14 protein-coding genes are annotated in these 16609 nt (G+C 66.8%); 6 read left to right on the top strand and 8 right to left on the bottom strand.

Annotated elements, in window-relative coordinates; translation table 11 throughout:
- Positions 1-35: 35 nt before the first annotated feature.
- The 3 genes from folC to AC07WC_RS02250 all read right to left on the bottom strand — a co-directional run bounded on the left by folC (position 36) and on the right by AC07WC_RS02250 (position 4809).
- The gene (gene folC, locus AC07WC_RS02260; RefSeq protein ID WP_495208573.1) at positions 36-1313 is read right to left on the bottom strand and encodes a bifunctional tetrahydrofolate synthase/dihydrofolate synthase; all 1278 of its coding nucleotides are present in this window, start codon (positions 1311-1313) and stop codon (positions 36-38) included.
- A gap of 51 nt (positions 1314-1364) precedes the next feature.
- Positions 1365-2009: a histidine phosphatase family protein gene (locus AC07WC_RS02255; RefSeq protein ID WP_495208572.1), complete on the bottom strand. Its 645-nt coding sequence runs from the start codon at positions 2007-2009 to the stop codon at positions 1365-1367.
- A gap of 637 nt (positions 2010-2646) precedes the next feature.
- Positions 2647-4809 (bottom strand): S46 family peptidase, encoded by a 2163-nt coding sequence (locus AC07WC_RS02250; protein WP_495208571.1) that lies wholly within the window; start codon positions 4807-4809, stop codon positions 2647-2649.
- Positions 4810-4993: 184 nt separating this feature from the next.
- Between AC07WC_RS02250 and tdh the strand changes: the two genes are divergently transcribed.
- A complete protein-coding gene (gene tdh / locus AC07WC_RS02245) occupies positions 4994-6016 on the top strand; it encodes an L-threonine 3-dehydrogenase (RefSeq protein WP_026070190.1) in 1023 nt (340 codons plus the stop codon).
- Positions 6017-6211: 195 nt separating this feature from the next.
- On the opposite strand, the gene AC07WC_RS02240 is transcribed toward tdh, so the two are convergent.
- On the bottom strand, positions 6212-6913 hold the full coding sequence (locus tag AC07WC_RS02240) for a TorF family putative porin (protein ID WP_495208570.1): 702 nt from the start codon (positions 6911-6913) through the stop codon (positions 6212-6214).
- A 194-nt stretch (positions 6914-7107) separates the two neighbouring features.
- On the opposite strand from AC07WC_RS02240, the gene kbl reads away from it, so the two are divergent.
- Complete coding sequence (gene kbl / locus AC07WC_RS02235) at positions 7108-8319, top strand: glycine C-acetyltransferase (protein WP_495208569.1); 1212 nt, start codon at positions 7108-7110, stop codon at positions 8317-8319.
- Positions 8320-8503: 184 nt separating this feature from the next.
- Here the strand turns inward: kbl and AC07WC_RS02230 are convergent, their stop codons facing one another.
- The 4 genes from AC07WC_RS02230 to AC07WC_RS02215 form a co-directional block, all read right to left on the bottom strand.
- Positions 8504-8848, bottom strand: a complete 345-nt coding sequence (locus tag AC07WC_RS02230) for a hypothetical protein (RefSeq protein WP_495208568.1) — start codon at positions 8846-8848, stop codon at positions 8504-8506.
- 91 nt (positions 8849-8939) lie between these two features.
- Complete coding sequence (locus AC07WC_RS02225; RefSeq protein WP_495208567.1) at positions 8940-9791, bottom strand: pseudouridine synthase; 852 nt, start codon at positions 9789-9791, stop codon at positions 8940-8942.
- Positions 9792-9809: 18 nt separating this feature from the next.
- Positions 9810-10319 (bottom strand): hypothetical protein, encoded by a 510-nt coding sequence (locus tag AC07WC_RS02220; RefSeq protein WP_495208566.1) that lies wholly within the window; start codon positions 10317-10319, stop codon positions 9810-9812.
- A 192-nt stretch (positions 10320-10511) separates the two neighbouring features.
- Positions 10512-11603 carry an OmpA family protein gene (locus AC07WC_RS02215; protein WP_088435197.1) on the bottom strand — a complete coding sequence of 364 codons (1092 nt, stop codon included), beginning with the start codon at positions 11601-11603 and terminating at the stop codon, positions 10512-10514.
- A gap of 372 nt (positions 11604-11975) precedes the next feature.
- Between AC07WC_RS02215 and AC07WC_RS02210 the strand changes: the two genes are divergently transcribed.
- From AC07WC_RS02210 to AC07WC_RS02195, 4 genes are all read left to right on the top strand, one after another.
- Complete coding sequence (locus AC07WC_RS02210; RefSeq protein WP_495208565.1) at positions 11976-13001, top strand: zinc-binding alcohol dehydrogenase family protein; 1026 nt, start codon at positions 11976-11978, stop codon at positions 12999-13001.
- Positions 13002-13100: 99 nt separating this feature from the next.
- The gene (yczE, locus tag AC07WC_RS02205; RefSeq protein ID WP_495208564.1) at positions 13101-13712 is read left to right on the top strand and encodes a membrane protein YczE; all 612 of its coding nucleotides are present in this window, start codon (positions 13101-13103) and stop codon (positions 13710-13712) included.
- A 106-nt stretch (positions 13713-13818) separates the two neighbouring features.
- Positions 13819-15852: a 2,4-dienoyl-CoA reductase FMN-binding domain-containing protein gene (locus AC07WC_RS02200; protein ID WP_495208563.1), complete on the top strand. Its 2034-nt coding sequence runs from the start codon at positions 13819-13821 to the stop codon at positions 15850-15852.
- Between the two features lie 292 nt (positions 15853-16144).
- Entirely contained in the window at positions 16145-16603 is a 459-nt protein-coding gene (locus AC07WC_RS02195; RefSeq protein ID WP_019185842.1) for a cell wall hydrolase, read from the top strand.
- Positions 16604-16609: the final 6 nt, after the last annotated feature.

Genomic DNA, 16609 nt, shown 5'->3' with positions numbered 1-16609 from the left:
CGGCTGATGCGGCTGAACGGCACCGCAAAGCGCCCTCAGGCGCTGGGATCCAGGACCTGCAGTGCCTCGGCGGCGGTGTGGAAGGAGCCGAACACCAGCACCCGATCGCCGGCCTTGGCGTGCTCCAGCACGTGCTGCAGAGCGTCCCCGACGGTAGCGTGCGGCGCAGCATCGGCCGCAGCCGTCCCAGCCAGGCGCGCGCGCAGTGCGTCCGCGCTCTGCGCGCGGGCACCGGCCAGGCCGGCCAGATGCCACTGCTGGACCTGGTCGGCCAACGCCTCGACCACCCCGACGGCATCCTTGTCCTGCAGCGCGGCGAACACGGCGATGGTGCTGCCGGTGACGGGACTGGCCTTGAGTGCGGAGCCCAGCTCGCGCGCGGCCTGCGGGTTGTGGCCGACATCGACCAGCACTTCCACGCCCGCGCGGTCGAACGCCTGCAGGCGGCCACGGATGCGTGCGGCGGCGACGCCTTCGATGAACGCGGTGCGCGGCAGCGGACGATCCAGGGCACGCAGGGCGGCGATCGCGGTGGCGGCATTGGCGCGCTGGATCGGGCCGCGCAGGGCCGGGTGTGGCAGTTCAAGACGGAAGCCGACATCGCGCCAGCGCCAGCGTTCGCCATCGATGGCATCGGCGAAGAAATCGCTGCCGCCGCGGATGGCGTTGGCGCCGAGCAGATAGGCGCGCGCAAGCACGCTCGAGGGTGGATCGATTTCGCCCAAGATGACCGGCTTCCAGCCCCGGATGATGCCGGCCTTCTCGGTGCCGATCGCTTCGCGGTCCTCGCCCAGCCAGTCGCTGTGATCGATGTCGACGGTGGTGATCACCGCGACGTCGCCGTCGACGATGTTGACCGCGTCCAGGCGCCCGCCGAGGCCGACTTCCAGCACGGCCAGATCCAGGCCGGCCTGCGCGAACAGCTGCAGGGCGGCCAGGGTGCCGTATTCGAAATAGGTCAGCGTGGTGTCGCCACGCGCGTCCTCGATGGCGTTGAAGGCGGCCATGAGCGCCTCATCGCTGGCGTCCTGGCCATCGATGCGCACGCGCTCGTTGTAGCGCAACAGGTGCGGCGAGGTGTACGCGCCGACCTTCCAGCCCGCAGCGCGTGCGATCGCCTCGATGAAGGCAATGGTGGAGCCCTTGCCGTTGGTCCCCCCGACGACGATGCTGCGCTCGGCCGGTGCACCCAGCCCCATCGCCTGCGCCACGGTGCGCACCCGGTCCAGCCCCATGTCGATGGTGGCGGGGTGCTGCTGCTCGATGTAGCTGAGCCAGTCGGAAAGGGTCTGCGGGCGGGCGGTGGTGGTCATGGTCGTTGGATCGGGATCGTTGGGGCGGACGGCAGGATGGGACGCAGTGCGTTACAGCGCGCGGTGCTTGGCTTCGCCGAAGAACGGGGTGTGGTGGGCACAGTCGTTGAGGCGGACCAGTTCGAGCTGGTCCAGGTCAGGGCCTTCGAGCAGGTTGAGCGTGGTCGGTGCCTGGCGGAAGGTCCACAGGCGCGAGATCGGCAGGCCGAGGATGCGGCACAGGATCACGCGGTTGACGGCGTCGTGGGCGACCACCAGCAGGGTGTCGTGCTCGCCCAGCCCCTCAGCGGCGCGGGCCAGGCCACGCCAGCTGCGCTCGAGCACCAGGCGCAGCGATTCGCCGCCGGGCATCAGCACGGTGTCCGGCTCTTCGCGCCAGGCGCGCAGGCGGGAGGGATCTTTCTCGTGGATCTCGCTGGCGAGCAGGCCTTCCCATTCGCCGTGGGCGATTTCCTGCAGGTCCGGCTCGGTCAGCAGCATCGGGGCACGCGCGGCGCCAAGGGCGAGCTGGGCGGTGCGCTGGGCGCGCACCAGCGGCGAGGCGACGGCGCGGGTGATATCGACGGAGTTGAGGCGTTCCCCCAATGCCTTGGCCTGGGCTTCGCCGATCGGCGACAACGGGATATCGATCTGGCCTTGGTAGCGGCCTTCGGCATTCCACGGCGTTTCGCCGTGACGGGCAAGCAGGATGCGCATGCGGACAAGGGTTCCTTGGGGGAGGAGGGTCCGGCGTTTCGTTCACATTCTGTGAAACCACGCCGAACAGGGATCATACCCGGTCGCGGCGGCGAAGCTGTGCGGCGCCTTGCGCTTCGTTGTTTGCGTGCTTGCTGACCTGCGGACGGATGGCTCGTACAGCCTGGCGCCTGACTGGTCCGCGCCGGATGAGGCCGGGCAGCCTCTGGCAGGACGCGCCGTGAACCCATCCCTGGGGGCTCGTACGACGGCATCCATGCCGTCGAACGGTCCTGCCAGAGGCTGCCCGGCCTCATCCACCAAGGTTTCCATCGCTGACGCGGACACGAGGGCAAATGCAGTGCCGCTGCTTTTTCCCGTGCGTACAACGGTGTGTCCAGAGGCAACTCTGCCTCATCCACCCAGGTTTCCTTCGGTGACGGGGACACAAAGAGCAAGCGCTGTGCCTTCGCCTTTCCGTCCGCAATGGGCATCTGTCCAGAGCGCGCCGGGTAGGGCTGGGCGGGACCGTTCGACCGCATGGATGCGGTCGAACGAGCCCCCATGGATGGGTTCACGGCGCGTCTCGCCCAGCCCTGCCCGGCGCGCTCCCACGGGGAAAAATTCGCTGCGGGGTTATCGATACCGACGTGTCGGCTTACTTGCTGAGGTTCAGTTCCTTCAGCAGCTGCGGCGCCGGCGCCACTTCCTGCATGATCCACTGCATGTAGCGGCTGTCGACCGCGATCATGCGGGTCATCACCGGATCGAACACCCAGTTCGAACTGACCGATTCCCAGTTGCCATCGAAGGCCAGGCCGACCAGCTTGCCGTTGGCATCCAGCACCGGCGAGCCGGAGTTGCCGCCGGTGATGTCCAGGTTGGACAGGAAGTTCACCGGCACCGAGCCGATGCGCTTGTCTTCCAGACCGCCGTAGCGCTTGGCCTTGACCGCATCCAGCAGCGCCTTGGGCGAATCGAACGGATCCTCGCCGGTTTCCTTCGCGGCCACGCCTTCCAGCGTAGTGAACGGGGTGTAGTTCACGCCGTCCTTGCCATAACCCATGACGTTGCCGAAGGTGATGCGCAACGACAGGTTGGCGTCCGGATAGACGAACTCGCCCTTGCTCTTCTTGTAGTCGGCCACGGCCTGCAGGTACAGCGGGCGCGACACCAGCGACTCGCCTTCGCGGGTCTTCTTCTGTTCTTCCTGCTGCAGCAGCGCCGGCATCACCGCCACCGCGTACTGGATCGCCGGATCGGTGCTGGCTTCGAAGGCGGCGCGGTCGGCCTTGAACCACTTCAGGCGCTCGTCCAGGCTGCCCAGCCTGGTGGCCGAAAGCTTGCCCACCAGAGCCTGCACGGCCGCCGCATCGCTGCCCGCCAGCCACTGGTTGAGCACCTCGTTGCTGCGCTGCGCGGCCGGCAGGGCCACGTACTGGCTCAGCCAGTAGGTCTGCAGCTGCTGGTCCATGCGCGGCACGTAACGGCGGTCCATCTGCTTCAGGCCGCCTTCGATCGAGGGCAGATCGCGCTCCTGATAGCCGACTTCACGCTCGGCATCGGCCTTGCTGCGTTCGATCGACAGGCGGTACAGGGTGATTGCCGAACCCACCGCCGAGGTGCTGTTGAACTGGCTGACGAACAGATCGCGCTCACGCGTGGCCTTGCTCGTGTCCAGGTGCTGGACCAGCTGCGCATGCGCAGCCAGGGCCGGCTTGCCGGCAGCACCGCGCTGCTTCAGCCAGGCCAGCACGGCGGCTTCCTCGGCCTGCTTCTGGCCGGCCGCGTCGATGCGCTTGAAACCTTCCAGCTGGCCGGCGTAGTTCTTGGCCACGTTGTTCATGCTGGCCGCGGTGGCGGCGTACTTCACCTTGACGTCCGGGTCGGCCTTGCCGGCCTCGTCGATCATCTTCAGCACCGCGTTGTAGTGGCGCGCGATGGTCGGGTAGGTCCAGCTGGCGGTTTCATTGAACTCGCCGGCCAGCGCGTAGCGGTTGGTGCGGCCCGGGTAGCCAGCCACCATCACGAAGTCGTCGGCGCCCAAGGGCTGGTCGGCGAACTTCAGGAAGTGCTTGGGCTGGTAGGGCACGTTGTCGGCCGAGAAGGCGGCCGGCTTGCCGTCCTTGCCCACGTAGGCGCGGTAGAACGAGAAATCGCCGGTGTGGCGTGGCCACATCCAGTTGTCGATGTCGCCACCGAATTTACCGACGCTGCCCGGGGGCGCGTACACCAGGCGCACGTCCTTGATTTCCATGTTGCGGAACAGGCGGTAGGTGTTGCCGCCGGAGAAGCTGTACAGGCGGCAGCGGAAGCCGGCATCGGCTTCACAGGCCGCGGTCTGGGCCTTGTCGAAGGCGTCCAGCGCGCGGGTACGGGCCAACGGGTTCTTGCCGGCGGCGGCGATCGCGGCCTTGGCCTGGTCGGTCACGTCGGTGATCTGGTCCAGCACGAACACGCGGGCGTTCGGGCCGGCGCTCAGCTCGTCCTTCAAGGTCGGGGCGTTGAAGCCGTCCTTGATCAGGTTCTTCTCGGCGGTCGAGTTCAGCTGGATCGCACCGTAGGCGCAGTGGTGGTTGGTGACCACCAGGCCCTGCGGGGAAACGAAGCTGGCGGTGCAGCCGCCCAGTGCCACCACCGCGCCCATCGGGTCGCCGGTCAGGTTGGAGATCTGCTCCGGGGACAGCTTCAGGCCGGCCTGCTTGAGCGGGCCGGCGATTTCCGGCAGCTGCTGCGGCACCCACATGCCTTCAGCGGCATGGGCGACCTGGACCAGCCCAAGGCTGGCGACGACGGAGAAAGCGAGCAGGTTCGAGCGCATAGAGCAGCCCCTGGTGAAAGAACCGCCGAGTGTAGCCCACGCCCCTGCCCCGGCCCGATGCCCGGAAGTCATGCCGGACAGGGCGGCCGCCAAACCACCCGCGCTGCAACATGGGAAAACCGCCAGCGGCTCTATAATCCGCGTTTTCCCCCAGACGAGTTCCACCCCGATGGCGCAGCAAACAATGAAGGCCCTGGTCAAACGCGAAGCCGCCAAGGGCATCTGGCTGGAAGAGGTTCCGGTCCCCACCCCCGGCCCGAACCAGGTCCTGATCAAGCTGGAAAAGACCGCCATCTGCGGTACCGACCTGCACATTTACCTGTGGGACGAGTGGAGCCAGCGCACGATCAAGCCGGGCCTGACCATCGGCCACGAGTTCGTCGGCCGCATCGCCGAGATCGGCCCGGGCGTGACCGGCTATGAGATCGGCCAGCGCGTCTCGGCCGAAGGCCACATCGTCTGCGGCCATTGCCGCAACTGCCGCGGCGGCCGCCAGCACCTGTGCCCGAACACCGTGGGCATCGGCGTGAACGTCAACGGCGCCTTCGCCGAGTACATGGTGATGCCGGCCAGCAACCTGTGGCCGATCCCCGACCAGATCCCGTCCGAGCTGGCCGCCTTCTTCGATCCGTACGGCAATGCGGCGCACTGCGCGCTGGAGTTCAACGTGATCGGCGAGGACGTGCTGATCACCGGCGCCGGCCCGATCGGCATCATCGCCGCGGGCATCTGCAAGCACATCGGTGCACGCAACGTGGTCGTTACCGACGTCAACGATTTCCGCCTGAAGCTGGCCGCCGACATGGGTGCCACCCGCGTGGTCAACGTGTCCAACACCTCGCTCAAGGACGTGATGAAGGAGCTGCACATGGAGGGCTTCGACGTGGGCCTGGAAATGAGCGGCAACCCGCGCGCGTTCAACGACATGCTCGACTGCATGTACCACGGCGGCAAGATCGCCATGCTCGGCATTATGCCCAAGGGCGCTGGCTGCGATTGGGACAAGATCATCTTCAAGGGCCTGACCGTGCAGGGCATCTACGGCCGCAAGATGTACGAGACCTGGTACAAGATGACCCAGCTGGTGCTGTCCGGCTTCCCGCTCGGCAAGGTGATGACCCACCAGCTGCCGATCGATGAGTTCCAGAAGGGCTTCGATCTGATGGAACAGGGCAAGGCCGGCAAGGTGGTGTTGAGCTGGAATTGATCTCCTGTGCCTTCGGCACAGATGATCAATCGTCCATTCCACCTTGTCCCCGCGCCGTTGGCGCGCCCCCTTGAACGACAGGGGGCTGTTCTCCAGCAGGGGTTCCGGTGTGAGGCCAACAGTGAAAAGGCGCCCATCCGGGCGCCTTTTTTTTCGCGAGGTGGCCGGCGGTGTCGGGCGCCGGCCAGTGGCCGGCTAATTGCCGACGGCTACGGTGAACACCACACGGCTGTCGGCCAGCTTGCCGGAGTTGTCACGGCCATTGCCGTCGGTGCCGTAGTAGCCCAGGCCCAGGTTGAACAGGCCGAACTGGCGGCTGACGCCGACGTTCCAGTCGGTGTAATCCTTGGAGATGCCTTCTTCGAAGGTGCTGCGGCCGACGTTGGCGCTCAGCGTGAACTCCTGCGGCAGCGCCCACTCGCCACCCACGGCGTAGTACCACGCATCGGTGCCCGAATTGAACACGTCGTTGGTGTAGGTCACGGTCAGGCTGTACTGCTTGGCGAACGTGGTCTTGGTGATGAACTCGTTGTAGGCCAGCTCGCTGGACCCCGGGTAGGTGTAGCGGTTGAGCAGCAGGTCCAGATTGACGCTGTCGCTCACGTCGAAGGCGTAGCCGATCAGGTAATCGACCTCGGCATCCGGGCCGCCATCACCGAAGTCCACGCCCGAGCCCCAGACACCGGCGTACAGGCCGACCGGCGAGGTGTAGGTGAAACCGGCCTGGATCGTCGGGTCCTCGTCGGTCTGCGAGACGCCACGGAACACATAATCCGACACACCGGTGACGTTCCAGCTGAAGGGAGAGGCGGCCTCGTCCTGGGCACTGGCGGCAAACGGGGCGAGCAGGGCGGCGCAGAGCACAACGGCGGCGGTACAGCGCGTGGCGTGGTTCATGCGGGGTCTCTCCAGACGTGGGGGTGGGCGGAACGGCGCGGTTTACAGTTTTTTAACCTGATTGATATTGCGATGCAACAATCACGTCTGCAACCGTCCCCGGCCCTGCCCCGCCCGGATCACCCGGCGGTGCAACCCGGCAGCTGCCCGTGACAGGTAAAATCCCGGGTTTCCCGTGCCGAAGATTGCCTGCCATGACCGACGCCACCACCGCCTCGCTGACCCAGCATTACGTTGAAGAACTGGAGGCGATCCGCGCCCAGGGCCTGTTCAAGTCCGAACGCATCATCACCAGCCCGCAGTCGGCCGAGATCACCCTGGACGACGGCCGCACCGTGCTGAACTTCTGCGCCAACAACTACCTGGGCCTGGCCGACCATCCGGACCTGATCCAGGCGGCCAAGGATGCGTTGGATACCCACGGCTTCGGCATGGCCTCGGTGCGCTTCATCTGCGGCACCCAGGACCTGCACAAGCAACTGGAAAAGCAGATCGCCGGCTTCTTCGGCAAGCAGGACACCATCCTGTACGCGGCCTGCTTCGATGCGAACGGCGGCCTGTTCGAGCCGCTGCTGGGCGAGCACGACGCGATCATTTCCGATGCGCTCAACCATGCCTCGATCATCGACGGCGTGCGCCTGTGCAAGGCCAAGCGCTTCCGCTACGCCAACTGCGACATGGCCGACCTGGAAGCCCAGCTGCAGGCCGCCGATGCGGCTGGCTGCAGGACCAAGCTGATCACCACCGACGGTGTGTTCTCGATGGACGGGTTCATCGCCCCGCTGGATGAGATCACCGCGCTGGCGAAGAAGTACAACGCGCTGGTGCACATCGACGAATGCCATGCCACCGGCTTCCTCGGTGCGACCGGCCGCGGCTCGGCCGAGGTCAAGGGCGTGCTGGAGAAGATCGACATCATCACCGGCACCCTGGGCAAGGCCATGGGCGGCGCACTGGGGGGGTTCACCTGCGCCAGCGCCGAGGTGATCGAACTGCTGCGCCAGCGTTCGCGCCCGTACCTGTTCTCCAACTCGCTGCCGCCGCACGTGGTCGCCGCCGGCATCAAGGCCTTCGAAATGCTGGCCGCCGCCGACGACCTGCGCAGCACGCTGGCCGAGAACACCGCCTACTTCCGCGAAAAGATGACCGCGGCCGGCTTCGACGTGAAGCCGGGCGTGCACCCGATCAGCCCGGTGATGCTGTACGACGCGCCGCTGGCGCAGAAGTTCGCCGAGCGCCTGCTGGAAGAAGGCATCTACGCGATCGGCTTTTTCTTCCCGGTGGTGCCCAAGGGCCAGGCCCGCATCCGCACCCAGATCAGCGCCGCGCACACGCGTGCGCACCTGGACCGCGCCATCGATGCGTTCACCCGCATCGGTGTGGAGCTGGGCGTGATCAAGGGCTGAGTGCCAAACGGCGCTAGCGCCGCACCCGCGCGTCATGGGGTAGAGCCGACCGTTGGTCGGCTGCCCTCCGTCGCAGGTCATCCACCGTAGATGTGGGTCATCAACATCCGACACGGGGGCACGCCTTGCGTGCCCCAGCCGACCAACGGTCGGCTCTACCGTCGGTGCGACGCGCGCGGCGGGGTTACTTCTTCTTTTTCTTCTTGTCCTTGGCCTGTTCCTTGCTGGCCACCACCACCGGTGCGGCGACCGGCCCATCCTGGCCGTTGCCCTTGGCCACGCGGATGCCGTTGGCCTTCATCCAGGCATCGAACTCGTCGGCGCTCATGCGCTTGTCACCATCGCTCATCAGGAAGCGGTAGCTGCCGCGGCCATCCAGCTCGGGAACCTTGACCTCCACGACCTTGTCGGTCACCGGCGGATCCTGCTTGGCGATCTGCTTGTGGCCGCCGCAGGCGGTCAGCAACGCGGCCGGCAACAGCAGGCAGGCGCCACGGAACAGGGAACGGTTGAGGGTACTGACGTGCATGGTCTTACTCCCGGTATTGAACGGAACATCCCTTCGAAGGCCATCCATTGCCCGGGTCGAATGGCCTGCCACATGCCGGCAGGCCACGAGGTCACGGTGTGGCCGCGGCGCTGTCGGCCGCGGCATGAAGCAGATCCAGATCGTGTTGACTGAGCTCGCGCCAGGCGCCCTTACCCAGTTCGCCCAGCGGCAGCTGGCCGATCGCCACGCGCACCAGGCGCAGCACGGTGATGTCGAAGGCGGCCAGCAGGCGGCGGATATGCCGGTTGCGGCCTTCCTCCAGCACCACTTCCAGCCAGGCCGTCTTGTCGCCACTGCGCAGCAGCGTGGCGCGTCGCGCGCGCAACCATTCCCCTTCGTCCTCGATCCCTGCGCACAACGCCTGCAACTGCGCGGCGTCGGGAATCGCATCGATCTGGACGTGATAGGTCTTGTCCGGGCCGGTGGCCGGATCGGTCAGGCGCGCGGCCCACTGCGGATCATTGCTGAACAGCAGCAGGCCTTCGCTGGCCTTGTCCAGGCGCCCGACCGGCGCGATCCACGGCAGACCGGCATCGTCGAAGCAGCGGTAGACGGTGTCGCGGCCGCGCTCGTCCTGCGCGGTGGTGACCAGCCCGCGCGGCTTGTTGAGCAGCAGATACACGCGCTTGGGGGCATCCAGCGGCTGGCCATCGACGCGCACGTGATGGCGCCCGTCGATGATCGGAAATTCGGGGTTGTTGATGACACGGCCGTCGACCGTGACCCGGCCGTCGGCGATCCAGCGCGCGGCTTCGGTACGCGAGCACAGCCCGGCTTTGGACAGTACCCGCGCCAGGCCATGGCGCGGTGCGGTCGGGGTGCTGCTGGAGGCGGTGCTGCGGTTGCCTGTTGCGGGGCTCGCACGCCGCTCGGGGCGGCGTGGTCGGGACGCGTTCGCGGCGGGGGGCCGGCGTGTCGTCATCGTGCTCGCTCAGGCGGCTTACTTCTTGTCCGCCGGCTTGGTCTCAGCCGGTGCGTCGGTGGTGGCGGCCGGCACGGCCGCCGGCGCCGGACGCGCCTTGACCACGCGCACACCGCGCGCCTTCATCCAGGCGTCGAATTCTTCGGCGGTCATGCGCTTGCCGTTCTGGCTCATGTCAAAGCGCCACGGCGTGTTGTCGAACTCGGTCTGCGGCTTGTAGGCGGCCGGATCATTCGGGTTGATCACCGGTGCGCTGGGGATCGCCTTGGCGATGTTCTGGCAGCCGTCGATGCGCAGGCGCTGCAGCACGCGGTCCAGCGACTGTTCCTGGTCGAAGTTGGAGGTCAGCACGCCAGCGGGCATGCCCAGCTGCACGTTGCGGATGTACAGCTCTTCGGCTACCGGTGCGATCGCGGTAGCCGGCAGCGGCAGCGGTGATGCGCTGACAGGTGCCGAACAGTCCACGGCAGCGTGGGCGGTGGGAACCAGGGCCAGGCCAAGCGCGGCGGCCAGTGCAAAACGCTGCATGGGATGCATCCAGGAAGGGGTCGACGCGGCGAGTTTAACAGCGCCACAACGTCTTTCAAGCGCCACCTTCAATGAATACGGCAACTTGTTGGATTTATTGTTGATTTCCTGTATCCAGCTCGCCGCAGGGGCAAAAAAAAACAGGGCCCGGCAATGCCGGGCCCTGCTTCTGAGACTGTACTGCCAGAAGGATTAGTTCTGGACGTTCAGCTCGGTACGACGGTTCTTGGCGCGACCTTCCGGGTTATCCGAACCATCCGGGTTGGTGTTCGGCGCAATCGGGCGGCTCTCGCCGTAACCGATCGGACCGACCAGACGCGAAGCGTCAACGCCGTTCTGGGTCAGGTAGTTGTACACCGAGGTGGCACGACGCTCGGACAGCTTCTGGTTGTAAGCGTCGGTACCCTTGGAATCGGTGTGACCGGCCACTTCAACGCGCAGATCCGGGTAACGCTTCAGGATTTCCGAAGCTTCGCTCAGGATCGCAACCGCGTCCGGACGCAGGTTCGACTTGTCGAAGTCGAAGTTCACGCCCTTCAGATCGATCGACACCGGGACCGGGCAACCGTCCGGACCGATGGTCTGACCCGGCTGCGAGTTCGGGCACTTGTCGTCGCAGTTGTTGACGCCGTCACCGTCGTCATCCAGGTCGGCGCAGCTCGGCGCAACCGGAGCCGGAGCCGGCACGGCAGCAACCGGGGCCGGGCCCAGCGGGATCACGACACCGACCGAAGCCAGCACGTCGCCGAACCAGTCTTCGCTCGGAGCAGCAATGCTCTGGTCGTCGAAGTCAGCGCGGTAGGCCACTTCGGCACGCACGGCGACGCGCTTTTCGAAGGTGGTCTGCAGACCGACGCCGAGCTTGGCGGCGAAGTTGCCGTCCTTGCGCTCACGCGGACCGTTGGTGTTCAGCGCTGCGTACTCTTCTTCCGACTTCTGGTAGCCCAGGCCGAACAGCAGGTACGGGTTCCAGCCGCGGCCTTCCTGGATGAAGTGGCGACGCAGGTCGAGCGAGGCGCCGTACTGGCTCCAGTTCAGATCCTGGTTGGCGTCGAAGTTCGGGTTCTGGTAGTTCAGCTCGCCGTCCAGCGACCAGTTGGGGCTGATGAACTTACCGAGGCCCAGGGTAACGAACGGAGCGTCGTTGGTCAGACGGTCGCTATCCTGGAAGTTGAAGCCGGCCGAACCGGTCAGGTACCAGCGGTCGTCAAAATCCTGCGCCGATGCAGCCTGGGCGAAAGCCAGACCGCCCAGCAGCGCGGCAGTGAGGATCTTCTTGTTCATTGAGTACAGCTCCTATTTCGGGGGTATGAAACCGGTAGAGGCATGGGCCAGCACTACTGCGTCGTTTTCAGACTGCCGATTCAGCACGCCACCGCCGCGAACATTATGCTCAGGCGAGTGAAGGTGATGTTAACAGTCCCGTAACATGTGAAGACGACCGCCAGACCTCTACCGGGTCCAGCTGGTGGCACCCTATACAGGTTGATGAAATTCCGCAAGACCCAACAATGACAAGGGTTTTGCCTAATTCAGGCGACGTCGCGACACATTTTTCACGTTAGGGTTCAAATCGCGATGGCGCCTTGATTCAGCGCAAAAACAGCGACGCCGTGATCCGTATGATGGGGAGGATTCCCCCGATCCGGAGCCGACATGAAAGCCGTGGGATTGACCCAGTATCTGCCGATTGAAGACCCCGCCGCACTGCAGGACGTGAATATTGCGACACCGGGTACGCCCCAGGGTCGCGACCTGCTGGTGCGAATCCATGCTGTTTCCGTCAATCCCGTGGATACCAAACAGCGTGCGCCGCGCGCGCAGCAGGAGCATCCGCCGCGGATCCTGGGTTACGACGCCGCGGGCATGGTGGAAGCCGTGGGCCCCGAGGTCACCGCCTTCGCGCCCGGGGATGAGGTGTATTACGCGGGCGACGTCACCCGCCCCGGTTGCAACGCGCAGTATCAATGGGTGGACGAGCGGCTGGTCGGTCGCAAACCCACCACGCTGGATTTCGCCGAGGCCGCGGCGCTGCCATTGACCACGTTGACCGCCTGGGAGCTGCTGTTCCAGCGCATGCCACTGCAGTTCGAGGACCGCCGCCATCGCGGCCAGCATCTGCTGATCATCGGCGGTGCAGGCGGCGTCGGTTCGATGGCGATCCAGCTCGCACGCCATGCAGGCTTCACCGTGATCGCCACCGCCTCGCGCGAGGAAAGTCGTGCGTGGTGCCTGCGGATGGGCGCCGACCACGTGATCGATCATCGCCAGCCGCTGGCTGGGCAGCTGCAGGCGTTCGGCATCACCCAGGTGCAGGTCGCGCTGAACCTGGCCGACACCGACCAGTACTGGGAGGCGCTGGGTGACCTGCTGGCACCGCAGGGGCATGTGGGCCTGATCGTCGAACCGCGCGGACCGCTGCGCATCGGCGATCCTTACAAGGCCAAGTGCATCGCTATCCATTGGGAGTTCATGTTCGCGCGCTCGCGCTTCCAGACCGACGACATGATCGAGCAGCACTGCATCCTCGGCCGCGCCGCCAGCCTGATCGATGCCGGTGAACTGCGCACCACAGCGCACACGCACCTGGGCATCATCAATGCAGCGAACCTGCGCGAGGCACACCGGCGGCTGGAAGGCGGCGGCGTGATCGGCAAGCTGGTGCTGTCCGGCTGGGCGTAGACCGCGCGCCGACGTGTCAGCGCAGATTCGCGGTCATCTGTATCTGTCGGCGGTGCCCGGCGCCGCCTACAGTCAGTGGCCCTTCCGGTGATACCCGTCATGCCCACCTCCCTGCCCCTGCGCCTGCTGCAACTCCTGCTTGGCCTGTTCCTGTATGGCTTCGGCGCGGCGGTGATGATCCGCGCCGCCATCGGCGTGGCGCCCTGGGATGTGCTTTCGCAGGGCATCGCGCTGCAGACGCCGCTGTCCTTCGGCGTGGCCACCAATGTGATCGGCGCACTGGTGCTGCTGCTGTGGTGGCCGATCCGGCAGAAGCCGGGCTTGGGCACGGTACTGAACGTGATGCTGATCGGCCCCAGCGCGCAGTTCGGGCTGTGGCTGCTGCCGGAGGTGCACGGCCTGGCCTGGCAGATCCCGATGTTCCTGTGTGGCCTGCTGCTCGTCGCGCTGGCCACCGGCCTGTACATCGGCGCGCGCTTCGGCCCCGGCCCGCGTGATGGCCTGATGACCGGCCTGCACGCCCGGACCGGCTGGCCGATCTGGATCGTGCGCAGCGCGATCGAAGGCACGGTGTTGCTGATCGGCTGGTGGCTGGGCGGCAACGTCGGGGTCGGCACCCTCGCCTTCGCCCTGCTGATCGGTCCCTTGTGCGGCGTCACCCTGCCGCTGTTCGGCATCCGCAAGCCCGCCCCGGCCGCCGCCACGCCGTAACGGGCGCCCGTCCCGACCGGCGGGCGGGTATCTGGCGGGACACATGCGCTTGCTCTTCAGGGGCTTTCACGGCACCCTGCGGGCTTCCGTACGCAAGCGTATCCACATGTCGCCAGCCGCCGAATCCACCGCCTATCCGCACCTGTTCGCCCCCCTCGATCTGGGCTTCACCCAGCTGCGCAACCGGGTCCTGATGGGGTCCATGCACACCGGCCTGGAAGACCGCGCGCGCGATTTCCCGCGGCTGGCGGCGTACTTCGCCGAGCGGGCGGCCGGCGGCGTCGGCCTGATCGTCACCGGCGGCTTCGCGCCCAACGTGGTCGGCTGGCTCAAGCCGTTCGGCGGCAAGCTGTCCTGGCCCTGGGAGGTACGCCCGCATCGCCAGGTCACCCGGGCCGTGCACGAGAACGGCAGCAGGATCTGCCTGCAACTGCTGCATGCGGGCCGCTACGCTTACCACCCCCTCTCGGTAGCGCCCTCCAAGCTGAAGGCGCCGATCAACCCGTTCACCCCGCGGGCGCTGTCCGCGCGAGGCGTCGACCGCCACATCGCCGATTACGCGCGCAGCGCGCGGCTGGCCCGCGACGCCGGTTACGACGGCGTCGAGGTGATGGGTTCGGAAGGCTATCTGATCAATGAGTTCATCGCGCCGCGCACCAACCAGCGTACCGACCGCTGGGGCGGCGACGCGGCACAGCGCATGCGCTTCGCGGTGGAGATCGTGCGCCGCATCCGCGAAGCCTGCGGGCCGGACTTCATCATCATCTACCGGCTTTCCCTGGTAGACCTGGTCCCCGACGGCAGCAACTGGGCCGAGATCGTGCAGCAGGCGCAGGCCATCGAGGCGGCGGGCGCGACCCTGATCAACTCCGGCATCGGCTGGCACGAGGCGCGCATCCCGACCATCGCCACCTCGGTCCCGCGCGGCGCTTTTGCCGGGGTCACCGCCAAGCTCAAGCCGCATGTGCGCGTGCCGGTGATCGCCACCAACCGCATCAACATGCCCGACGTCGCCGAGGGGATCCTCGCCGCGGGCGGTGCCGACATGGTCTCGTTGGCGCGACCGCTGCTGGCCGACCCGCAGTGGGCCAACAAGTCGCGCGCCGGGCGCCCCGAGGCGATCAACACCTGCATCGCCTGCAACCAGGCCTGCCTGGACCATGTGTTCGAGAACAAGACCGCCAGTTGCCTGGTCAACCCACGCGCCGTGCACGAGACCGAACTGGTCTATCGCCCGACCACCGCGCCGCGCCGGATCGCCGTGGTCGGCGCCGGCCCGGCCGGGCTGGCCTGCGCGACCGTGGCTGCCGAGCGCGGCCACGCGGTGACGCTGTTCGACGCCGGCAGCGAGATCGGCGGGCAGTTCAACGTCGCCAAGCGCATTCCGGGCAAGGAGGAATTCCACGAGACGCTGCGCTATTTCCGCCACAAGCTGGACGAGACCGGTGTCGAGGTGAAGCTGGGCACCGTGGCCGAGGTGGCCACGCTGGCCGGTTTCGACGAGGTGGTGATCGCCACCGGCATCACCCCGCGCCGGGTCGATTTCCCCGGCGCCGACCACCCCAAGGTGGTGACCTACCTGGATGTGCTGCTCGGCAAGGTCCAGGTCGGCGAGCAGGTCGCGATCATCGGCGCCGGCGGCATCGGCTTCGATGTCGGCGAGTTCCTGGTCCACGAGGGGCCCTCCTCTGCGCTGGACCCGGCGCGCTGGATGGCCGAATGGGGCGTGGATCCCAGCTTCGAGGGCCGGGGCGCGCTGGCCAGGCCGGCACCTGAAGCACCTGCCCGCAAGGTCTGGCTGCTGCAGCGCAGCCCGGGCAAGCCCGGCGCACGCCTGGGCAAGACCACCGGCTGGATCCACCGCGCCACGCTCAAGGCCAAGGGCGTGACCATGCTCGGCGGCGTGGCGTACCTGGGCGTGGATGACCGCGGACTGCGCATCCGCGTGGACGGCGAGGAACAACTGCTGCCGGTGAACCACGTGGTGGTCTGCGCCGGCCAGGAACCGCGCCGCGATCTGCACGCCGCGCTGCAGGCCGCCGGCATCAACGCACAGCTGATCGGCGGCGCGGATGTCGCCGCCGAACTCGACGCCAAGCGCGCGATCGATCAGGGCAGCCGGGTCGCCGCCGCCCTCTGATTCGGGTCGAGACCGACCTGAATACGGGGCTGAACCGCTGATTCAGCCCCACCTCCGAACCTGAATGTCAAGCCTTCGGGTTCAGGATGCATTGGGAAATCCCCCCCTATCGTGCGCCAACTTTCCCGCTCACCACCCAGTTCGAGTGAGCGCGCGGACCCCACGTCTTCTTCGGGTCCGCCCCCGGGCGGCCCCGATGGCCGCCTCCCCATCACGCCAAGTCGTAACCCTCGCCCCGTCCGCACGATCGGATGGACCAGCCAGGTGCGGCCCACACGGAGCAAGGAGATTTATGAAACTGGCCTGGATTCTCTGGCTGTCACAGTTGTTGCCGCAGCCTGCCGCCGATTCGTTGTGCCTGAGCACGACCGTCTACCTCGAAGCGCGTGACCAGACCCTGCGCGGCCAGCAAGCCGTCGCGGAAGTGGCCCTGCGCCGCCTGGACAGCGGCCTGTGGGGCGACTCGATGTGCCAGGTGGTGACCGCCCGCAAGCAGTTCGCCCCGACCATCGTCGCGCCCGGCACCCAGCTCGGCAACGCCGATGCCTGGCAGGAAGCGATGACCGTGGCCTTCGATGCCGAGCGTAACTGGGCCCTGCCGGCCGGTGAGCGCAAAGAGATCGTGCCTGGTGCGAGCCACTTCGCCGCGATGGCGATCGCCAACCCGAGCTGGCGCAATGCCTACCAGGTGGCGACCATCGGCGACCACACCTTCTACCGCGTGCAGAAACTCAAGCCGCGCGCATCGTAACGATCT

The organism is Stenotrophomonas sp. GW821-FHT01H02A (assembly GCF_059422145.1).
This window is presented reverse-complemented; position numbering and strand designations above follow the sequence as displayed.